Source organism: Paraburkholderia sp. RL17-337-BIB-A (assembly GCF_046025895.1).
Taxonomy (GTDB): domain Bacteria; phylum Pseudomonadota; class Gammaproteobacteria; order Burkholderiales; family Burkholderiaceae; genus Paraburkholderia; species Paraburkholderia fungorum_C.
This window is the reverse complement of the sequence record NZ_JARESY010000001.1, coordinates 2,530,983-2,547,080: the sequence shown is the minus strand read 5'-3', so window position 1 is coordinate 2,547,080 and position 16,098 is coordinate 2,530,983. Positions and strand designations below refer to the sequence as shown.

General features: G+C 63.4%; 13 protein-coding genes. 12 read left to right on the top strand and 1 reads right to left on the bottom strand.

Annotation, left to right across the window (positions count from 1 at the left end):
• Positions 1–3 precede the first annotated feature (3 nt).
• Positions 4–864: an outer membrane protein assembly factor BamD gene (locus P0D84_RS11430; protein ID WP_408336262.1), complete on the bottom strand. Its 861-nt coding sequence runs from the start codon at positions 862–864 to the stop codon at positions 4–6.
• 38 nt (positions 865–902) lie between these two features.
• On the opposite strand from P0D84_RS11430, the gene P0D84_RS11425 reads away from it, so the two are divergent.
• From P0D84_RS11425 to P0D84_RS11370, 12 genes are all read left to right on the top strand, one after another.
• Positions 903–2,252, top strand: a complete 1,350-nt coding sequence (locus P0D84_RS11425; RefSeq protein WP_408336259.1) for an RluA family pseudouridine synthase — start codon at positions 903–905, stop codon at positions 2,250–2,252.
• Complete coding sequence (pgeF, locus tag P0D84_RS11420; protein WP_408336256.1) at positions 2,249–3,106, top strand: peptidoglycan editing factor PgeF; 858 nt, start codon at positions 2,249–2,251, stop codon at positions 3,104–3,106. Before P0D84_RS11425 ends, pgeF begins: the two co-directional genes overlap by 4 nt.
• Before the next feature lie 526 nt (positions 3,107–3,632).
• Positions 3,633–5,462 carry a class I poly(R)-hydroxyalkanoic acid synthase gene (phaC, locus tag P0D84_RS11415; protein WP_408339792.1) on the top strand — a complete coding sequence of 610 codons (1,830 nt, stop codon included), beginning with the start codon at positions 3,633–3,635 and terminating at the stop codon, positions 5,460–5,462.
• A 135-nt stretch (positions 5,463–5,597) separates the two neighbouring features.
• A complete protein-coding gene (locus P0D84_RS11410) occupies positions 5,598–6,779 on the top strand; it encodes an acetyl-CoA C-acetyltransferase (RefSeq protein WP_408336253.1) in 1,182 nt (393 codons plus the stop codon).
• A 227-nt stretch (positions 6,780–7,006) separates the two neighbouring features.
• Positions 7,007–7,747 (top strand): 3-ketoacyl-ACP reductase, encoded by a 741-nt coding sequence (locus P0D84_RS11405; protein WP_408336250.1) that lies wholly within the window; start codon positions 7,007–7,009, stop codon positions 7,745–7,747.
• Positions 7,748–7,881: 134 nt separating this feature from the next.
• Positions 7,882–8,499: a polyhydroxyalkanoate synthesis repressor PhaR gene (phaR, locus tag P0D84_RS11400; RefSeq protein WP_408336247.1), complete on the top strand. Its 618-nt coding sequence runs from the start codon at positions 7,882–7,884 to the stop codon at positions 8,497–8,499.
• 379 nt (positions 8,500–8,878) lie between these two features.
• A complete protein-coding gene (locus tag P0D84_RS11395; RefSeq protein ID WP_408336244.1) occupies positions 8,879–9,931 on the top strand; it encodes a tRNA dihydrouridine synthase in 1,053 nt (350 codons plus the stop codon).
• 144 nt (positions 9,932–10,075) lie between these two features.
• Entirely contained in the window at positions 10,076–11,437 is a 1,362-nt protein-coding gene (rimO, locus tag P0D84_RS11390) for a 30S ribosomal protein S12 methylthiotransferase RimO (RefSeq protein ID WP_408339790.1), read from the top strand.
• 138 nt (positions 11,438–11,575) lie between these two features.
• Complete coding sequence (locus P0D84_RS11385; RefSeq protein ID WP_408339788.1) at positions 11,576–12,481, top strand: sugar kinase; 906 nt, start codon at positions 11,576–11,578, stop codon at positions 12,479–12,481.
• A gap of 79 nt (positions 12,482–12,560) precedes the next feature.
• The gene (gene bktB, locus P0D84_RS11380; RefSeq protein WP_211615378.1) at positions 12,561–13,745 is read left to right on the top strand and encodes a beta-ketothiolase BktB; all 1,185 of its coding nucleotides are present in this window, start codon (positions 12,561–12,563) and stop codon (positions 13,743–13,745) included.
• 173 nt (positions 13,746–13,918) lie between these two features.
• Positions 13,919–14,578, top strand: a complete 660-nt coding sequence (locus P0D84_RS11375) for a hypothetical protein (protein WP_408336241.1) — start codon at positions 13,919–13,921, stop codon at positions 14,576–14,578.
• A 139-nt stretch (positions 14,579–14,717) separates the two neighbouring features.
• Positions 14,718–15,902 carry a cystathionine beta-lyase gene (locus P0D84_RS11370; protein WP_408336238.1) on the top strand — a complete coding sequence of 395 codons (1,185 nt, stop codon included), beginning with the start codon at positions 14,718–14,720 and terminating at the stop codon, positions 15,900–15,902.
• Positions 15,903–16,098: the final 196 nt, after the last annotated feature.

The following is a 16,098-nucleotide window of genomic DNA, read 5'->3' as shown; positions in this document are numbered from 1 at the left end:
GGCTTAGAACTGCCACCATGACTTTTCCTTACCCGGCCTTGCATGGCCCGTGATGTACGGGCTGTCGGGGAAGGTACCGGTCAGAATGCGCTTCGTGTCGTCGGCCAGTTGCGGCTGATTCAGCCTCTCGTACGACAGCATCATGATGTGCAGTGCGTCTTCGATAGCCGGCGCGTTCTTGTATTCCTTCAACGCCAGCTGCGCGCGGTTGATCGCGGCGACGTAGGCGCCACGGCGGTAGTAATAATCCGCCGCATGGACTTCGTGCGACGCCAGCGCGTTCACGATATAGCGCATGCGTTGCGCGGCGTCCGGCGCATACTTGCTGTTCGGGTACTTGTCGACCACGATCTTGAACGCGTCATACGACTGGCGCAGCGACACCGGATCGCGCTCGCTCATGTCCTGACCGGAGAAGCGGCCGAACAGACCGAGGTCGTCATTGAAGTGGATCATGCCTTTCAGGTAGTACGCGTAGGCGATGTCCGGGTGATCCGGGTGCAACTGGATGAAGCGGTCGATCGCCTGGTCGGCGGCGGCGTTTTCGTTATCTTTCCAGTTGCAATACGCGACGTTGATCTGCGCTTGCTGGGCAAAGTGGCCGAACGGGTCGCGGCCTTCGAGCATCTCGAAATACTTGGCGCACTTGCCGAAATCACCGCCGGTCAGAGCGTCGTTCGCCTCCGTATATAATTTGTTGTTGTTCCACGTAGCCGTCTCGTCGGTCTTTTCCGGCAGACCGTGACAAGCCGCAACAACGGCGACGGCTGCGGCGCACGCAATGTATCCGGCCACTTTCCGGGCCGCCTTCTTGATGGCCGCCAAATTGATCGCCGCTTTAGTGATGGTGTTCAAGGCTCGCATTTTCCAGTCTAGCTTTACGTCCAGGTGACCCAGACTCAATGACCCGCTCAAATACTCCAGGCGCCGCAACCGGTGCCGGGAATAGCAACAAAGATTATAGCGTAAGCGCTGACCCCTCCGACGCGTTGGGCGTCGATTCCCTTGACGACGATCTCGGCGGCGACGCGCTCGCCGCCGCCGGCCCGCAAAGCCTGGTGCCGACCGTAGCGAGCCGCGTGGCGGACGAGACGCCGCGCAGCGTTGTCGTGCCCGACGAACTGGCTGGCGAACGCCTCGACAAGGTGCTCGCGCGAATCTTTCCGGAGTTTTCACGTAACCGGCTGCAAAGCTGGATCGAGTCGGAGCGGGTGCGCATCGACGGTAAGCCGGCAAAGATCCGGCAGCCGGTGCCGCTTGGCGCGACCATCGAGCTGGTGCCCGATCTGCTGCCGGAGCAACTGGCCTTCACGCCCGAGCCGGTCCCGCTCGAGATCGTCTACGAGGACGATACGCTGGTGGTCATCAACAAGCCGGCCGGCATGGTCGTGCATCCGGCGGCCGGCAACTGGAGCGGCACGGTGCTGAACGGCCTGCTGTATCGCTACGGCGATGCTGCGGCGGGCTTGCCGCGTGCCGGTATCGTGCATCGGCTGGATAAGGAAACCTCCGGCCTGATGGTGGTGGCGCGCACCCTCGAGGCGCAGACCGACCTGGTGCGCCAGCTTCAGGCGCGCACGGTCAAGCGCCGTTATCTCGCGCTGGTGTGGGGCAACATGCCCGAGGAAGGCACGATCGACGCGCCGATCGGCCGCGATCCGCGCGAACGTACGCGCATGGCCGTGGTGACGAGCGCATCGGGCAAAGCCGCGCGCACGCATTTCCGGCGCGTGGATACGGCGATCTGGCAGCGTCAGCCGGTCACCGCGATTCATTGCGATCTGGAAACCGGACGCACCCATCAGATCCGTGTGCATTGCGCGCATATCGGCCATCCGCTGCTCGGCGATCCGGTTTATGGGCGCGCACGCGGCAAGCGCTCGGTCACGCCGCTGCCGGACGGTTTCGCGCGTCAGGCGTTGCACGCATGGCGTCTCGGCCTGATCCATCCGCAAACCGGCCGGACCATGCAATGGCGCGCCGATGCACCGGAAGACATGCAGGTGCTGTCGGCGGCGCTTGGCCTCGGGCGCGACGATGCGGGCGAGTTCGACGAGACGTACTACGAGGAAGACGACTACGACGCTTCGCCGGACGACGATGCCGATGAAGGTGACGCACACGACGAAGACGACGAACGCGACGAAGACGACGCACACCACGAAAGCGGCGAAGACGACGAAAGCGGCGAAAGCGGCGCACACGAAGGCGAAGACGCACACGACAAACACGACAAGGACGGTCGCCCATGAGCTTGCCCGAGCTGAGCTTTGCCGATGTCGTGCAACCGGCATGGAACGTACCGCCGCGAGTGCGCGCGCTCGTCACCACGCGCAACGGCGGCGTGAGCGAGCCGCCGTTCGGCTGCTGGCAGGATGGCGTGGACCGGGCCGGCGGTCTGAATCTGGGGATGAAAGCCGGTGACGATCCCGCCGCGGTCGCAACCAATCGCGCACGGCTGCTGAGTCTGGCAGGCGTCGGCGAGGCCGCGTGGCTCGAACAGATTCACGGCGCAGGCATCGTGCGTGCCGAAGATGCGCTTCAGCAGATTCACGCAAGCGGCACGCCGATACGCGCCGACGCCAGCGTCACCGATCGGCCCGGCACGGTATGCGTCGTGATGGTGGCCGATTGCATGCCGGTGCTGTTGTGCGACGAAGCGGGGCGCGCGGTCGGTGCGGCTCATGCCGGCTGGCGTGGGCTGGCCGCGGGCATCGTCGAACAGACGGCAGAGCGCGTCGCCGAGCTCGCCTGCGTGGCGCCCGCATCGTTGCACGCCTATCTCGGCCCGGCGATCGGACCCAGCGCATTTGAGGTGGGCGCAGACGTGCGTGACGCCTTCATGAACGGCGTGGATGGCGCACAACGCGAGGCCACGGCGCATGCCTTCGTTACGCATCCGCAAAATGCCGGTAAATATCTGGCCGATCTTGCGGCACTGGCGCGCTTGCGCTTGCAGCGGCTCGGCGTGACGCGCGTGGTCGGCGGGGATCTCTGTACGGTCACGCAACGTGAGCGTTTCTATTCCTATCGCCGCGACCGTGAAACTGGCCGCATGGCCGCGCTGATCTGGCTGGACGACCAGGCGCAGACGATTGCGGATTGAGTTGGCGCCCGGCGCGACGTCTTTGTACGAGCCCTCGTACGAGGGTTTATTCGGAGGTGCGGCACGCTTTTTTGCTGCACTGCCGGAATTCGCCGCGCATGCGTAGATCTGCCGCCAAAAGTGTCTGCGAACGAACGGATACACGCACATAAACCCACGCATTATGGGAGCTTTTTTCGCTTGCGGCGGCACTCATCAACCCCTGTTCGAAAAGCGCGATCTGCTACACAGGGAAAACGATAATTAAAAAACTATCGCACTGCGGCAAAATCGGGAACAAGCATTGACATGCCTTGCGATGGGGAGCAAGAATGTTCCTCACAGCTCCTCGTACATGGGACAGGGCGTGACGGGGTCGCGAGCAATCGCCCACGTGCGCATGAACCTGCCTCTCAACCCGTCCGCAAGGACTTACCGGTCAAAAGCAGGTATGGCAGCTCCACATTCCTCAGCTTCCCCCAGCACGGACTCCTCAACGGAGCAGACGCAGCAGGCCGGTGCGAGCGGCGCAGCGCCGGCCGCAGGCATGCAGCAGTTGTTCGACACCTGGATGAACGCATGGCGTTCGCTCGGCACGTCGCCCGGCGGCAATGGCATGCCTTTCCCGATGCCTCAGATGCCGCAAATGGGCATCCCTCAAATGCCGCAAATGGCTCTGCCGCAGATGCCGTCATTCCCAGGCATGCCTGACTTCAGCAAACTGGCTGCAGGGTCGCTGCCGTCACTATCTTCGTTCGCCGGACTGAATGTTCCGAGCGCCGCGATTCCATCGGAGCGCCTGCAAAAGCTGCAAGCCGATTATTCGCGCGAGGCGATGGAGCTGATCCAGCAGGCCACCCGTTCCGCGACCACGGCGCCCGAACTCAAGGACCGACGCTTCAGTTCCGACGCGTGGAGCTCAGCGCCGGCCTACGCATTCACCGCCGCCTGGTATCTGTTGAACGCGCGCTATCTGCAGGAAATGGTCGACGCGCTCGAAACGGAACCGAAGGTGCGCGAGCGTATCCGTTTCGCCGTTCAGCAATGGACCGCGGCCGCCTCGCCGAGCAACTTCTTCGCATTGAATCCGGAAGCACAAAAGACCTTGCTGGATAGCAAGGGTGAGAGCTTGCGGCAGGGCGTGATGAATCTGCTGGGCGACTTGCAGCGCGGCAAGATTTCGCAGACCGACGAATCGGGTTTCGTGGTCGGCGAAAATCTTGCGAACACCGAAGGTTCAGTGGTGTTCGAGAACGAGCTGATGCAACTGATCCAGTACAAGCCGCGCACGGCTACCGTGCGTGAACGGCCGCTGCTGATCGTGCCGCCTTGCATCAACAAGTTCTACATTCTCGATCTGCAACCGGAGAACTCGCTGGTCGCGCACGGGCTTGATTCGGGTCATCAGGTGTTTCTGATTTCGTGGCGCAACGCGGACGCGTCGATCGCAAGCAAGACGTGGGACGACTACATCGGCGAGGGCGTGCTCAAGGCGATCGAGACGGTCAGCAAGATCAGCGGCCGCGAGCAGATCAACACGCTCGGTTTCTGCGTCGGCGGCACCATGCTCGCCACGGCGCTGGCAGTGGCGGCCGCGCGTGGCGAACATCCGGCTGCCTCGATGACCTTGCTCACCGCGATGCTCGATTTCTCGGACACGGGCGTGCTCGATGTGTTCGTCGACGAGGCGCACGTGCAGATGCGCGAGCAGACCATTGGCGGCAAGAACGGCGGCACTCCGGGATTGATGCGCGGCATCGAATTCGCCAACACCTTCTCGTTCCTGCGGCCGAACGATCTGGTGTGGAACTACGTCGTCGACAATTACCTCAAGGGCCGCACGCCGGTGCCGTTCGACCTGCTGTACTGGAACAGCGATTCGACCAGTCTGCCGGGACCGATGTATGTCTGGTATCTGCGCAACACGTATCTCGAGAATCGTCTGCGCGAGCCGGGTGCGTTGACCACCTGCGGCGAGCCGGTCGACCTCTCCAAGATCGACGTGCCCACCTTCATCTACGGTTCGCGCGAAGACCATATCGTGCCGTGGCAAACCGCCTATGCGTCGGTGCCGCTGCTCACCGGACCGCTGAAGTTCGTGCTCGGCGCGTCGGGGCATATCGCGGGTGTGATCAATCCGCCGGCGAAGAAAAAGCGCAATTACTGGACGCTGGAAGGCGACGTCAAGGCGTTGCCGGAAAGCTCCGACGAATGGCTCGAGCAGGCGGCCGAAGTGCCGGGCAGCTGGTGGCCCGAATGGACCACATGGCTCGACCAGTATGGCGGCAAGAAAGTGAAGCCGCGCGCCGCGGCCGGCTCCGCCGAATTCCCTGTGATCGAGCCGGCGCCGGGACGGTATGTGCGGCAGCGGGAGTAGGTGTGAGCGCACCTGAAGGTGTGGTTTATCTGGCGGTATGAATGCGCGTTCGCGTGAACAAGGACGCAGGAGCAACAAGATTTTTAACTTGACGGGCTGCGGCGTATTCAGCCGATGTGCCCGGAGGATATGGAAATGACTGATGTTGTGATCGTATCGGCCGCCCGTACGGCAGTAGGTAAATTTGGTGGGTCGCTGGCGAAGATCGCCGCGCCCGAACTCGGCGCGACGGTGATTCGCGCCGTACTCGAACGGGCTGGTCTGAAGCCTGAGCAGGTCAGCGAAGTCATTCTGGGGCAAGTGCTGACGGCAGGCTCGGGCCAGAACCCGGCGCGCCAGTCGCTGATCAAGGCAGGGCTGCCCACGGCCGTGCCGGGCATGACGATCAACGTGGTGTGCGGCTCGGGCCTGAAGGCGGTGATGTTGGCGGCCAATGCGATCATCGCGGGCGATGCCGACATCGTGATTGCCGGCGGTCAGGAAAACATGAGCGCCGCACCGCACGTGCTGCCGGGCTCGCGCGACGGTTTCCGCATGGGCGACGCGAAGCTGGTCGACTCGATGATCGTCGACGGCCTGTGGGACGTCTACAACCAGTACCACATGGGCGTGACGGCCGAGAACGTCGCCAAGGAATACGGCATCACGCGCGAGCAGCAGGACGCGTTTGCGGCGCTGTCGCAGAACAAGGCGGAAGCCGCGCAGAAGTCGGGCCGTTTCAACGACGAAATCGTGCCGGTCGAAATCCCGCAACGCAAGGGCGAGCCGCTGCGTTTCGCAACGGACGAGTTCGTGCGTCACGGTGTGACGGCTGACTCGCTGGCGGGTCTGAAGCCGGCTTTCTCGAAGGAAGGCTCGGTGACGGCGGCCAATGCGTCGGGTCTGAACGACGGCGCGGCGGCGGTGCTGGTGATGTCGGCGAAGAAGGCCGAGGCGCTCGGCCTCACGCCGCTCGCGCGCATCAAGGCGTACGCCACCTCGGGTCTGGATCCGAAGGTGATGGGCATGGGCCCGGTGCCGGCCTCGCGCCGCTGTCTCGAACGCGCGGGCTGGACGCCGGCCGATCTGGACCTGATGGAAATCAACGAAGCGTTTGCCGCACAGGCGTGCGCCGTGAATCAGCAAATGGGCTGGGACACGTCGAAGATCAATGTGAACGGCGGCGCGATCGCGATCGGCCATCCGATCGGCGCGTCCGGCGCCCGGATCCTCGTCACGCTGCTGCACGAAATGCAGAAGCGCGACGCGAAGAAGGGTCTGGCGTCGCTGTGTATCGGCGGCGGCATGGGCGTCGCGCTGGCACTCGAACGCGCTTGACGGATCTTCAGCGAACTCAAGCCGGCTTTGATGGGCTTAGGTGCGCTTAGGTGCGTTTGGGCAGGCGGTAAGCAGGGTCGCCGCGCGTCACAGTAACAGGGCAGCACGTGGCGCGCGGTGAGCGGTGGCCTCGTCGGCCGGTCGCCCGGCGGCAGTGGAGATGAAGCACCAGGCGAGGGAAGAGGCAGCCGGTCGGCGCCTCGAAAACGAAAAACGGAGTGTAGTTTATGACACAGCGAATTGCGTACGTAACGGGCGGGATGGGCGGCATCGGCACGAGCATTTGCCAACGGCTGCACAAAGAGGGCTTCAAGGTCGTTGCAGGTTGCGGCCCGAACTCGCCGCGCCGCGTGAAATGGCTCGAAGAGCAGAAGGCGCTCGGCTTCGATTTCATCGCGTCCGAAGGCAACGTCGGCGATTGGGAATCGACCAAGGCGGCGTTCGACAAAATCAAGGCCGAAGTCGGCGAGATCGATGTGCTGGTGAACAACGCCGGTATTACGCGCGACGTCGTGTTCCGCAAGATGACGCACGAAGACTGGACGGCGGTGATCGACACCAATCTGACCAGCCTGTTCAACGTCACCAAGCAGGTGATCGACGGCATGGTCGAGCGCGGCTTCGGACGAGTCATCAACATCTCGTCGGTGAACGGCCAGAAGGGGCAATTCGGCCAGACCAACTACTCGACCGCGAAGGCCGGCATTCACGGCTTCACGATGTCGCTGGCGCAGGAAGTGGCCACCAAGGGCGTGACGGTCAACACCGTGTCACCAGGCTACATCGGCACGGATATGGTCAAGTCGATCCGCCCGGACGTGCTGGAAAAGATCGTCGCGACGATTCCGGTGCGCCGTCTCGGTCAGCCGCAAGAAATTGGCTCGATCGTGGCATGGCTCGCTTCGGACGAATCGGGTTTCTCCACGGGCGCGGATTTTTCGCTGAATGGCGGTTTGCATATGGGCTGAGTCATCGGCGCGCCGCTCACAAGGTGGCGTGCTTCTGCTCAGATGGTTCCGGCGGCGTCTCGACTGTGCAATTGCCCGATTGTGCAGGCGGCATGACGCCGTTTCCGCGCTTAACTCGCGCTCAAAGGCGTTACATGACCACTACTACAAAGAAAACAGCCGAACGATTGATCAAGAAGTACCCGAATCGTCGACTCTACGACACCGAGACAAGCACGTATATCACGCTGACGGATGTTAAGCAGCTCGTGTTGGATCAGGAGGATTTCAAGGTCATCGATGCGAAGAGCAACGAGGACCTGACGCGTGCCATCCTGTTGCAGATCATTCTTGAAGAGGAGAGCGGCGGCTTGCCGATGTTCTCGTCGTCGATGTTGTCGCAGATCATCCGTTTTTATGGCCACGCGATGCAGGGCATGATGGGCACGTATCTGGAGAAGAATATCCAGGCTTTCATCGACATTCAGGCGAAGCTCGCCGACCAGTCGAAGAACCTGTATGAAGGCAAGGCGATGAACCCCGAAGTCTGGTCGCAATTCATGAACATGCAGGCACCGATGATGCAAGGCATGATGACCAGCTATATCGAGCAGTCGAAGAACATGTTCGTGCAGATGCAGGAGCAGATGCAGAACCAGGCCAAATCGATGTTCGCCACTTTCCCGTTCACCCCGGGTGGCCCGGTGAATGCGGCTGGAGTACCGGTCACGCCGGCTAATCCGCAAACCAATCCGGAGCCGGAGAAGAAGTAACGGCGCAGAGGGATGCTGACGCCGGCGCGCTGAGCGCGTCTCTGCGTGGCCGTCCCGTGGCCGCGGCCGGCGGTGGGCACGTCGCGCCGAGGGTGCCGGATGTGATCGTGGTGGCTCGCGAGCGGATAGCCAAGGGCGCGGTACAATCGCGGGTTGCGTGCGGCGTCGCTGTGGCGGGGTATCGGCCCCATGGTCTTCAAGATCCTCGTGATCCTGCCACCTCTCGCCTCGTCGCGCCGTTCCCGTTTGTTGCCACCGCTATCCACCCGCCCGACCTATGTCGCAGACCCGTTTTCCTGGCGTGTCCATGCCTTCGATTCCGAGGGTCAGCCTTGGCTGACCGGAAGATTCGCAAAGACAGCGCTTGCGCCGTATCCACATGAGCCAACTGTTTCTCGCGCCCATGGAAGGGCTTGCGGACTACGTGCTGCGCGACGTGCTGACCAGTACCGGTGGATTCGACGGGTGCGTGTCCGAGTTTGTCCGGGTGACGGGCTCGGTGCTGCCCGAGCGTGTCTACGAAAGAGATACGCCCGAGGTCCTCCACGGAGGCCGTACCCCGGGCGGCACGCCGATGGTGATTCAACTGCTCGGCAGCGATCCGGAATGGATGGCGCTGAATGCGGCCCAGGCGGCCAGTTTGTCGCCGCATGGACTCGATCTGAACTTCGGTTGTCCCGCCAAAGTCGTCAACCGGCACGGTGGCGGCGCGATGTTGCTGGCGCACCCTGAGCAGCTGAACCGGATCGTTTCGTCCGTTCGCGCGGCAGTGCCTGGCGGCATCGCCGTGACCGCAAAAATGCGGCTCGGCGTGTCCGACACTTCGCTCGCGATCGAATGCGCGACAGCGCTGGCGGAAGGTGGGGCGGCCTCCCTCGTCGTCCATGCCAGAACGCGTGACCATGGCTACCGGCCGCCGGCGCACTGGGAGTGGATCGCGCGTATCGACGCCGCCGTGGACGTGCCGGTCATCGCCAACGGAGAGGTCTGGACCGTGGCCGACTGGGAGCGGTGCCGGGCGGTCAGCGGCTGCGCGGACGTGATGATCGGGCGCGGCGCCGTGTCGGATCCTTTCCTCGCCTTGCGGATACGCGGACTGATGGACCGGACGCCTTCAGGCGCGGAATGGCCGGCCGTGCTGAGTCATCTCGCCGACTACCTGAAAAAACTGCAAGCCCGTGTCGCGGCCCGCCATGAGCACGGACGCGTCAAAATGTGGCTGAGCTATCTGAAGCGGACCTGGCCGCAGGCCGCCGAACTGCATGCAGCCATCCGGCGCCTGCATGATTCGCGTGAGATTCTTGAGGTGATCGAGCACGCCCTGGCGTTCAACGGCGTAACGCCGGTTCACCGAAGTGCGATTCCCGGCCTGCCCGATCCGGCAACGCCTCACCACCTCGCCGGTTGCATGATCGCCGGCGCGGTACAATGAAGGGTTACGCGCGCGGGACGTTGTCCGGGCTGTGGTGTCTGTTGCCATCGGACCCTGCGTTGCCGCACCGTCCCATTTGTCGCCATTGTCACCGCTATACGCCGGACCCCACCTATGTCGCAGACCATTTCCCCCGCCGCGCCGATCCCTTCTACGCCGAAGGTCGGTTTCGTCAGCCTCGGCTGTCCTAAAGCACTCGTCGATTCCGAACAGATCATCACGCAGCTGCGCGCCGAGGGCTATGAAATCTCCGGCACCTACGACGGTGCGGACCTCGTGGTCGTCAACACGTGCGGCTTCATCGACGAAGCAGTGCAGGAAAGCCTCGACGCGATCGGCGAAGCGTTGAGCGAAAACGGCAAGGTGATCGTCACCGGCTGCCTCGGTGCCAAGCAGAGTGCGAGTGGCTCTAACCTGATCGAAGAAGTGCATCCGAAGGTGCTGGCCGTGACCGGCCCGCATGCGCTCGGCGAAGTGATGCAGGCGGTGCACAATCATCTGCCGAAGCCGCACGATCCGTTCATCGATCTGGTGCCGGCCGCGGGCGTGAAGCTCACGCCGCGCCACTACGCGTACCTGAAAATTTCCGAAGGCTGCAATCACCGCTGCACGTTCTGCATCATCCCGTCGATGCGCGGCGACCTCGTGTCGCGCCCGGTCGCCGAGGTGATGCTCGAAGCGGAGAACCTGTTCAAGTCCGGCGTGAAGGAACTGCTGGTGATTTCGCAGGACACGAGCGCATACGGCGTCGACGTCAAATACCGCACGGGGTTCTGGAACGGCAAGCCGATCAAGACGCGCATGACCGATCTGGTCGGCGCGCTCGGCGAGCTCGCGGCGCAATACGGCGCATGGGTGCGTTTGCATTACGTGTACCCTTATCCGAGCGTCGACGAAGTCATCCCGATGATGGCCGAAGGTCCGTTCAAGGGCCATGTGCTGCCGTACCTCGACGTGCCGTTCCAGCATGCGCATCCGGAGGTGTTGAAGCGCATGAAGCGTCCGGCCAACGCCGAGAAGGTGATGGAGCGCGTGAAGGCATGGCGTGAAATATGCCCCGATCTGACGATCCGCAGCACCTTCATCGCCGGCTTTCCGGGCGAGACCGAAGAGCAATTCCAGACCCTGCTCGATTTCATCCGCGAGGCGGAACTGGATCGGGTCGGCTGCTTTGCTTACTCGCCGGTCGAAGGCGCGAGCGCCAACGAACTTGATGGCGCATTGCCCGACGAAGTGCGTGAAGAACGCCGCGCGCGTTTCATGGAAGTGGCCGAAGAAGTATCGGCCAAACGGATCGCGAAGAAGGTCGGCAAGACGCTGAAAGTACTGGTCGACGAGATCAATGCCGACGGCGGGATCGGCCGCACGGCGGCGGATGCGCCCGAGATCGACGGTGTCGTGTATATCGCGCCGGCCACCAAGGCGTCAAAACGCTACAAGGTCGGCGATTTCGTCTCGGTGAAGATCACTGGCGCCGACGGTCACGATCTGTGGGGCGAGGTTTAAGCGATGACGGTGAGTATGACTGGCACGCCTGAAGGCCTGACCCCGGAAACCCCGCGCCCGGATGCCCGAGAGCCGGATGGCCGAACCCCGGATGGCCGGCGCGCAGATGGCCCGCCCCCGGGTGCCCGGCGCCCTGAAATCCTCGCGCTCGGCGAGGCAATGATCGAGTTCAACCAGGCGGCTAAAGACCAGCCGAACTATCTGCAAGGTTTCGGCGGCGATACGTCGAACTTCTGCATCGCGGCAGCACGGCAGGGCGCGAGGACCGGTTTCGTGTCGGCTGTCGGCAGCGACCATTTCGGGCGTCTGTTGATCGATCTGTGGGAGCGCGAGCAGGTCGAGACGTCGCTCGTGCGGATCGATCCGCATGCGTCCACCGGCGTCTACTTCGTTTCGCACGGTCCAGCAGGCCATGCGTTCGACTATCTGCGCGCAGGTTCGGCCGCGAGCCGCTACGCGCCGCACGATTTGCCGCTCGATGCGATCGCCGCGGCCAAGGTCATCCACCTGTCCGGCATCAGCCTCGCGATCAGTTTGAGCGCCTGCGACGCAGCGTTGGCGGCGATCGCGCATGCGCGCGCGAACGGCGTGCGCGTAAGTTTCGACACCAATCTGCGCCTGAAGCTGTGGCCGCTCGCGCGGGCGCGCGCGGTGATGCTCGAGGCCATTCGCCAAACCGACATTTGCCTGCCGAGCTGGGACGATGTCACCGAACTCACCGGCTTGACCGGCCGTGACGAGATCGTCGATTTTCTGTTGTCGCACGGCCCGCGTGTCGTCGCGCTCAAGCTTGGCAAGGAAGGCTCGTACATCGCCACGCCTGACGAGCGGCGCGTCGTGCCGGGCCACGTCGTCAATGCGGTCGACGCGACCGGCGCGGGCGACTGTTTCGGCGGCGCGTTCATCGCGCGTATCGTCGCGGGTGACGATCCTTTTCAAGCGGCGCGTTATGCGAACGTCGCTGCGGCACTGTCCACGCAAGGTTACGGCGCGGTCGCGCCGATCCCTTCGCACGCGACAGTCGAACACCTTCTGGCGAGCTGATCACGAGGCGCTGGGACACGTGGGGCGCGCGGGCCGCCATGGCAAGATCATCTTGAGAAACTAAAGAGAGGAGCGAGCGATGCAACGGGACGTGGTGGTGGTAAGCGGTGTACGTACGGCGATCGGTGGTTTTGGCGGCAGTCTCAAGGATTTTCCGCCCACGGATCTGGGTGCGCGCGTCGTGCGTGAGGCACTGGCGCGCGCGAACGTGTCGGGCGACGAAGTCGGCCATGTGGTATTCGGCAACGTCGTGCATACCGAACCGAAAGACATGTATCTGGCGCGCGTGGCCGCGATCAACGGCGGCGTCGCGCAACACGCGCCCGCGTTGACCGTCAACCGCCTGTGCGGTTCGGGCTTGCAGGCCATCGTTTCGGCCGCGCAAAGCGTGTTGCTCGGCGACGCTGACATCGCGATCGGTGGCGGCGCGGAAAACATGAGCCGCGCGCCGTATTCCATGCCGGCCGCGCGCTTCGGTCAGCGCATGGGCGACGCGCGCCTCGTCGACATGATGGTCGGCGCGCTGAACGACCCGTTCCAATCGATCCATATGGGCGTGACCGCCGAGAACGTCGCGCGCAAATACGAGATCTCGCGCGAAACGCAGGATGCGCTCGCGCTCGAATCGCATCGCCGCGCGGCCAACGCGATTTCCGCTGGCTACTTCAAGGACCAGATCCTGCCGATCACGATTCCGTCGAAGAAGGGCGACGTCGTGTTCGATACGGATGAACACGCGCGCATGAACGCGACGGCTGAAGACTTCTCGAAGTTGAAGCCGGTGTTCGCGAAGGAAAACGGCACGGTGACCGCGGGTAACGCGTCGGGCATCAACGACGCCGCGGCGGCGGTCGTGCTGATGGAGCGCAGCGTCGCCGAAAAGCGCGGTATCAAGCCGCTGGCACGGCTGGTTTCGTACGCGCACGCAGGCGTCGATCCGGCGTACATGGGCATCGGCCCGGTGCCCGCTACGCGCAAGGCGCTCGAACGCGCCGGCCTGACGGTCGCCGATCTGGACGTGATCGAAGCGAACGAGGCGTTTGCGGCGCAGGCGTGCGCGGTCAGCAAGGAACTCGGTTTCGATCCGGCCAAGGTCAATCCGAACGGCTCGGGCATTTCGCTCGGCCACCCGATCGGCGCGACCGGCGCACTGATCACCGTCAAGGCGTTGTATGAATTGCAGCGGGTCGGCGGCCGCTATGCGCTGGTGACGATGTGTATCGGCGGCGGGCAAGGCATCGCAGCGATCTTCGAACGGATCTGAGGCTGGGTGGCGGCTGAGGCTAAAGCTAAAGCTGAGGCTAAGGCTAAGGCTTGATGCTAAGGCGCAGCACTGCGGCACAGCATCAAGCCTCGATTCTCCCCGCCGAACGAAGTCCGACACCATGCGGATAGCAAACCAGTATCGAGCGGCACCAGGTAACAAGGAAAGAACGGATGCAGGAATCGAAAGCGATCAAGGTTGCGATGCGTCGGCGTGCTTGGGCATTCTCCCAGGGGAGCTTCCTTCGGGGCGTAGTGAGCGTGGCCGCATTGCTGTGCGCCGGGGGCGGGGCTGTATTGCCCGCGCAGGCCTGGGCGGAAAGCGACGCGGTGAAGGAGTTGGCGGCCCCCCCGCCGATTCAGTTGCCGCTCAAGCCGAGCCCCGAATTCGCGAAGTTTCCGCGCTATGCCGGCATGCTCGGCTCGCGTCAGATCGTGCTGCGGCTCGGCGCGAAAACCGACGACCCCGCCGGTGTGCACGGCGAGTATCAGTACACCGATACCGGCGAGGTCATCCTGATCGCGGGAGACCGCGATGGCGACACGCTCGAAGTCGAGGAATCGAACGACGGCACGCATATCACCGGCAACTGGGTCGGCAAGTTTGCAGCCGACGGTTCGGTGGCGGGCGACCGGATGAACGTCGACGATTCCGACCCGCAGCCGTTCGATCTGAAGCCGCTGGCAGCGGGGCAGGCGGTGCCGGCTGCCGTGAACAAGGCGGCAACGGCTCCGCAGGCGTCGGCAGCCGCAGGTGCGGCTGTGCCGGCTTCGTCGCCCGCCGCGAGCGGCCACGCCGTCGGCGGGGTCAGCAACCTGCAAATCGGCGAGTGAAGCGCTGCCGCGCGCCTGACGGCTTGCACGCTCTGCCAGGCGCAATTCTGCCGGCTCGTCTACTCTTGCGTGTGCGGCGCCGTTCGGAACAGCGCCCTCGGTTTTCTGTCTCCTGCCCAGTCTCTCACCGAATTTCACCATGACCCAATCCAAACTTAAACGCGGCCTGCAAACCCAGATCGTGCGTGCCGAGGATCAGCTCACGCCAGGCTTCGAATCATTCTCGATGCCGGTGACGCGCGCTTCGACGGTCGTGTTTCCGGATCTCGCGACCATGCGCGCGCTCGACTGGAAAAACGACGCGCAATGGCGCTATGGCCTGCACGCCACGCCGACTTCGCTCGCGCTGGCGCAGCGGCTTGCCACTATCGAAGGCGGCCATCATGCGTTGTTGCAGCCTTCGGGGTTGTCGTCTATTTCGAATGTGTACTTCGGCCTTGTGAAGGCCGGCGACGACGTGCTGATCCCCGATAACGTCTACTCGCCGAACCGCGATCATGGCGACTGGCTGGCGCGCGATTTCGGTATCACCGCGCGCTACTACGATCCGATGATCGGCGCGGGGATCGCGGATCTGATCCAGCCGAACACACGGTTGATCTGGCTCGAAGCACCTGGCTCGGTCACGATGGAAGTGCCCGACGTGCCTGCTATCACCGCGGTGGCGCGCGCCCGGAATGTCGTCACGGCGATCGACAATACCTGGTCCGCAGGGCTCGGTTTCCGGCCGTTTGACCACGGCGTGGATATCTCGGTGCAGGCCTTGACCAAGTACCAGTCGGGCGGCGGCGACGTGTTGATGGGCGCGACGATCACCGTCGATCGCGAATTGCATCTGAAGCTGAAGGCGGCGCGCATGCGCATGGGGATCGGCGTGTCGTCGGATGACTGTTCGCTGATTCTGCGCAGCCTGCCGAGCATGCAACTGCGCTTCGACGCACATGACCGTGCGGCGCTTGGCCTCGCCACGTGGTTGAAGACGCGTTCGGAAATTGCCGCGGTCTTGCACCCGGCGTTGTCCGATTGTCCGGGGCATGAGTTTTACAAGCGCGACTTTACAGGCGCGGGCGGACTTTTCTCGGTCGTGTTCGACGAGCGTTATAGTGCGGCGCAAATCGACACGTTCTGCGAGTCGCTCGAGCTGTTCTCGCTCGGCTGGAGCTGGGGCGGCGCGCACAGTCTTGCGATGCCCTACGACGTCGCCTCGATGCGCACCGCAGGGCAATGGCCGTATCGCGGTACGCTGGTGCGGTTCTACATCGGCCTGGAAGACGAGGCCGATCTGCGCGCGGATATCGAACAGCGGCTGGCGGCGCTGGGTTAAGCGCCTGAACGCAGGTGGTTGTTGGTGGAAAAAGCCCATCGAGACGCGTTCCCGATGGGCTTTTTATTTTGTCAAGATAGCCAGTAAACCTAACCATTCGGCCGAATGGTCGGCGCCGGATCTCGACGCTACGATGGTGCGCACCACAACTAACCACTACCGCACGATGGTGAGTTTCGATGAATCTATTTTTCTG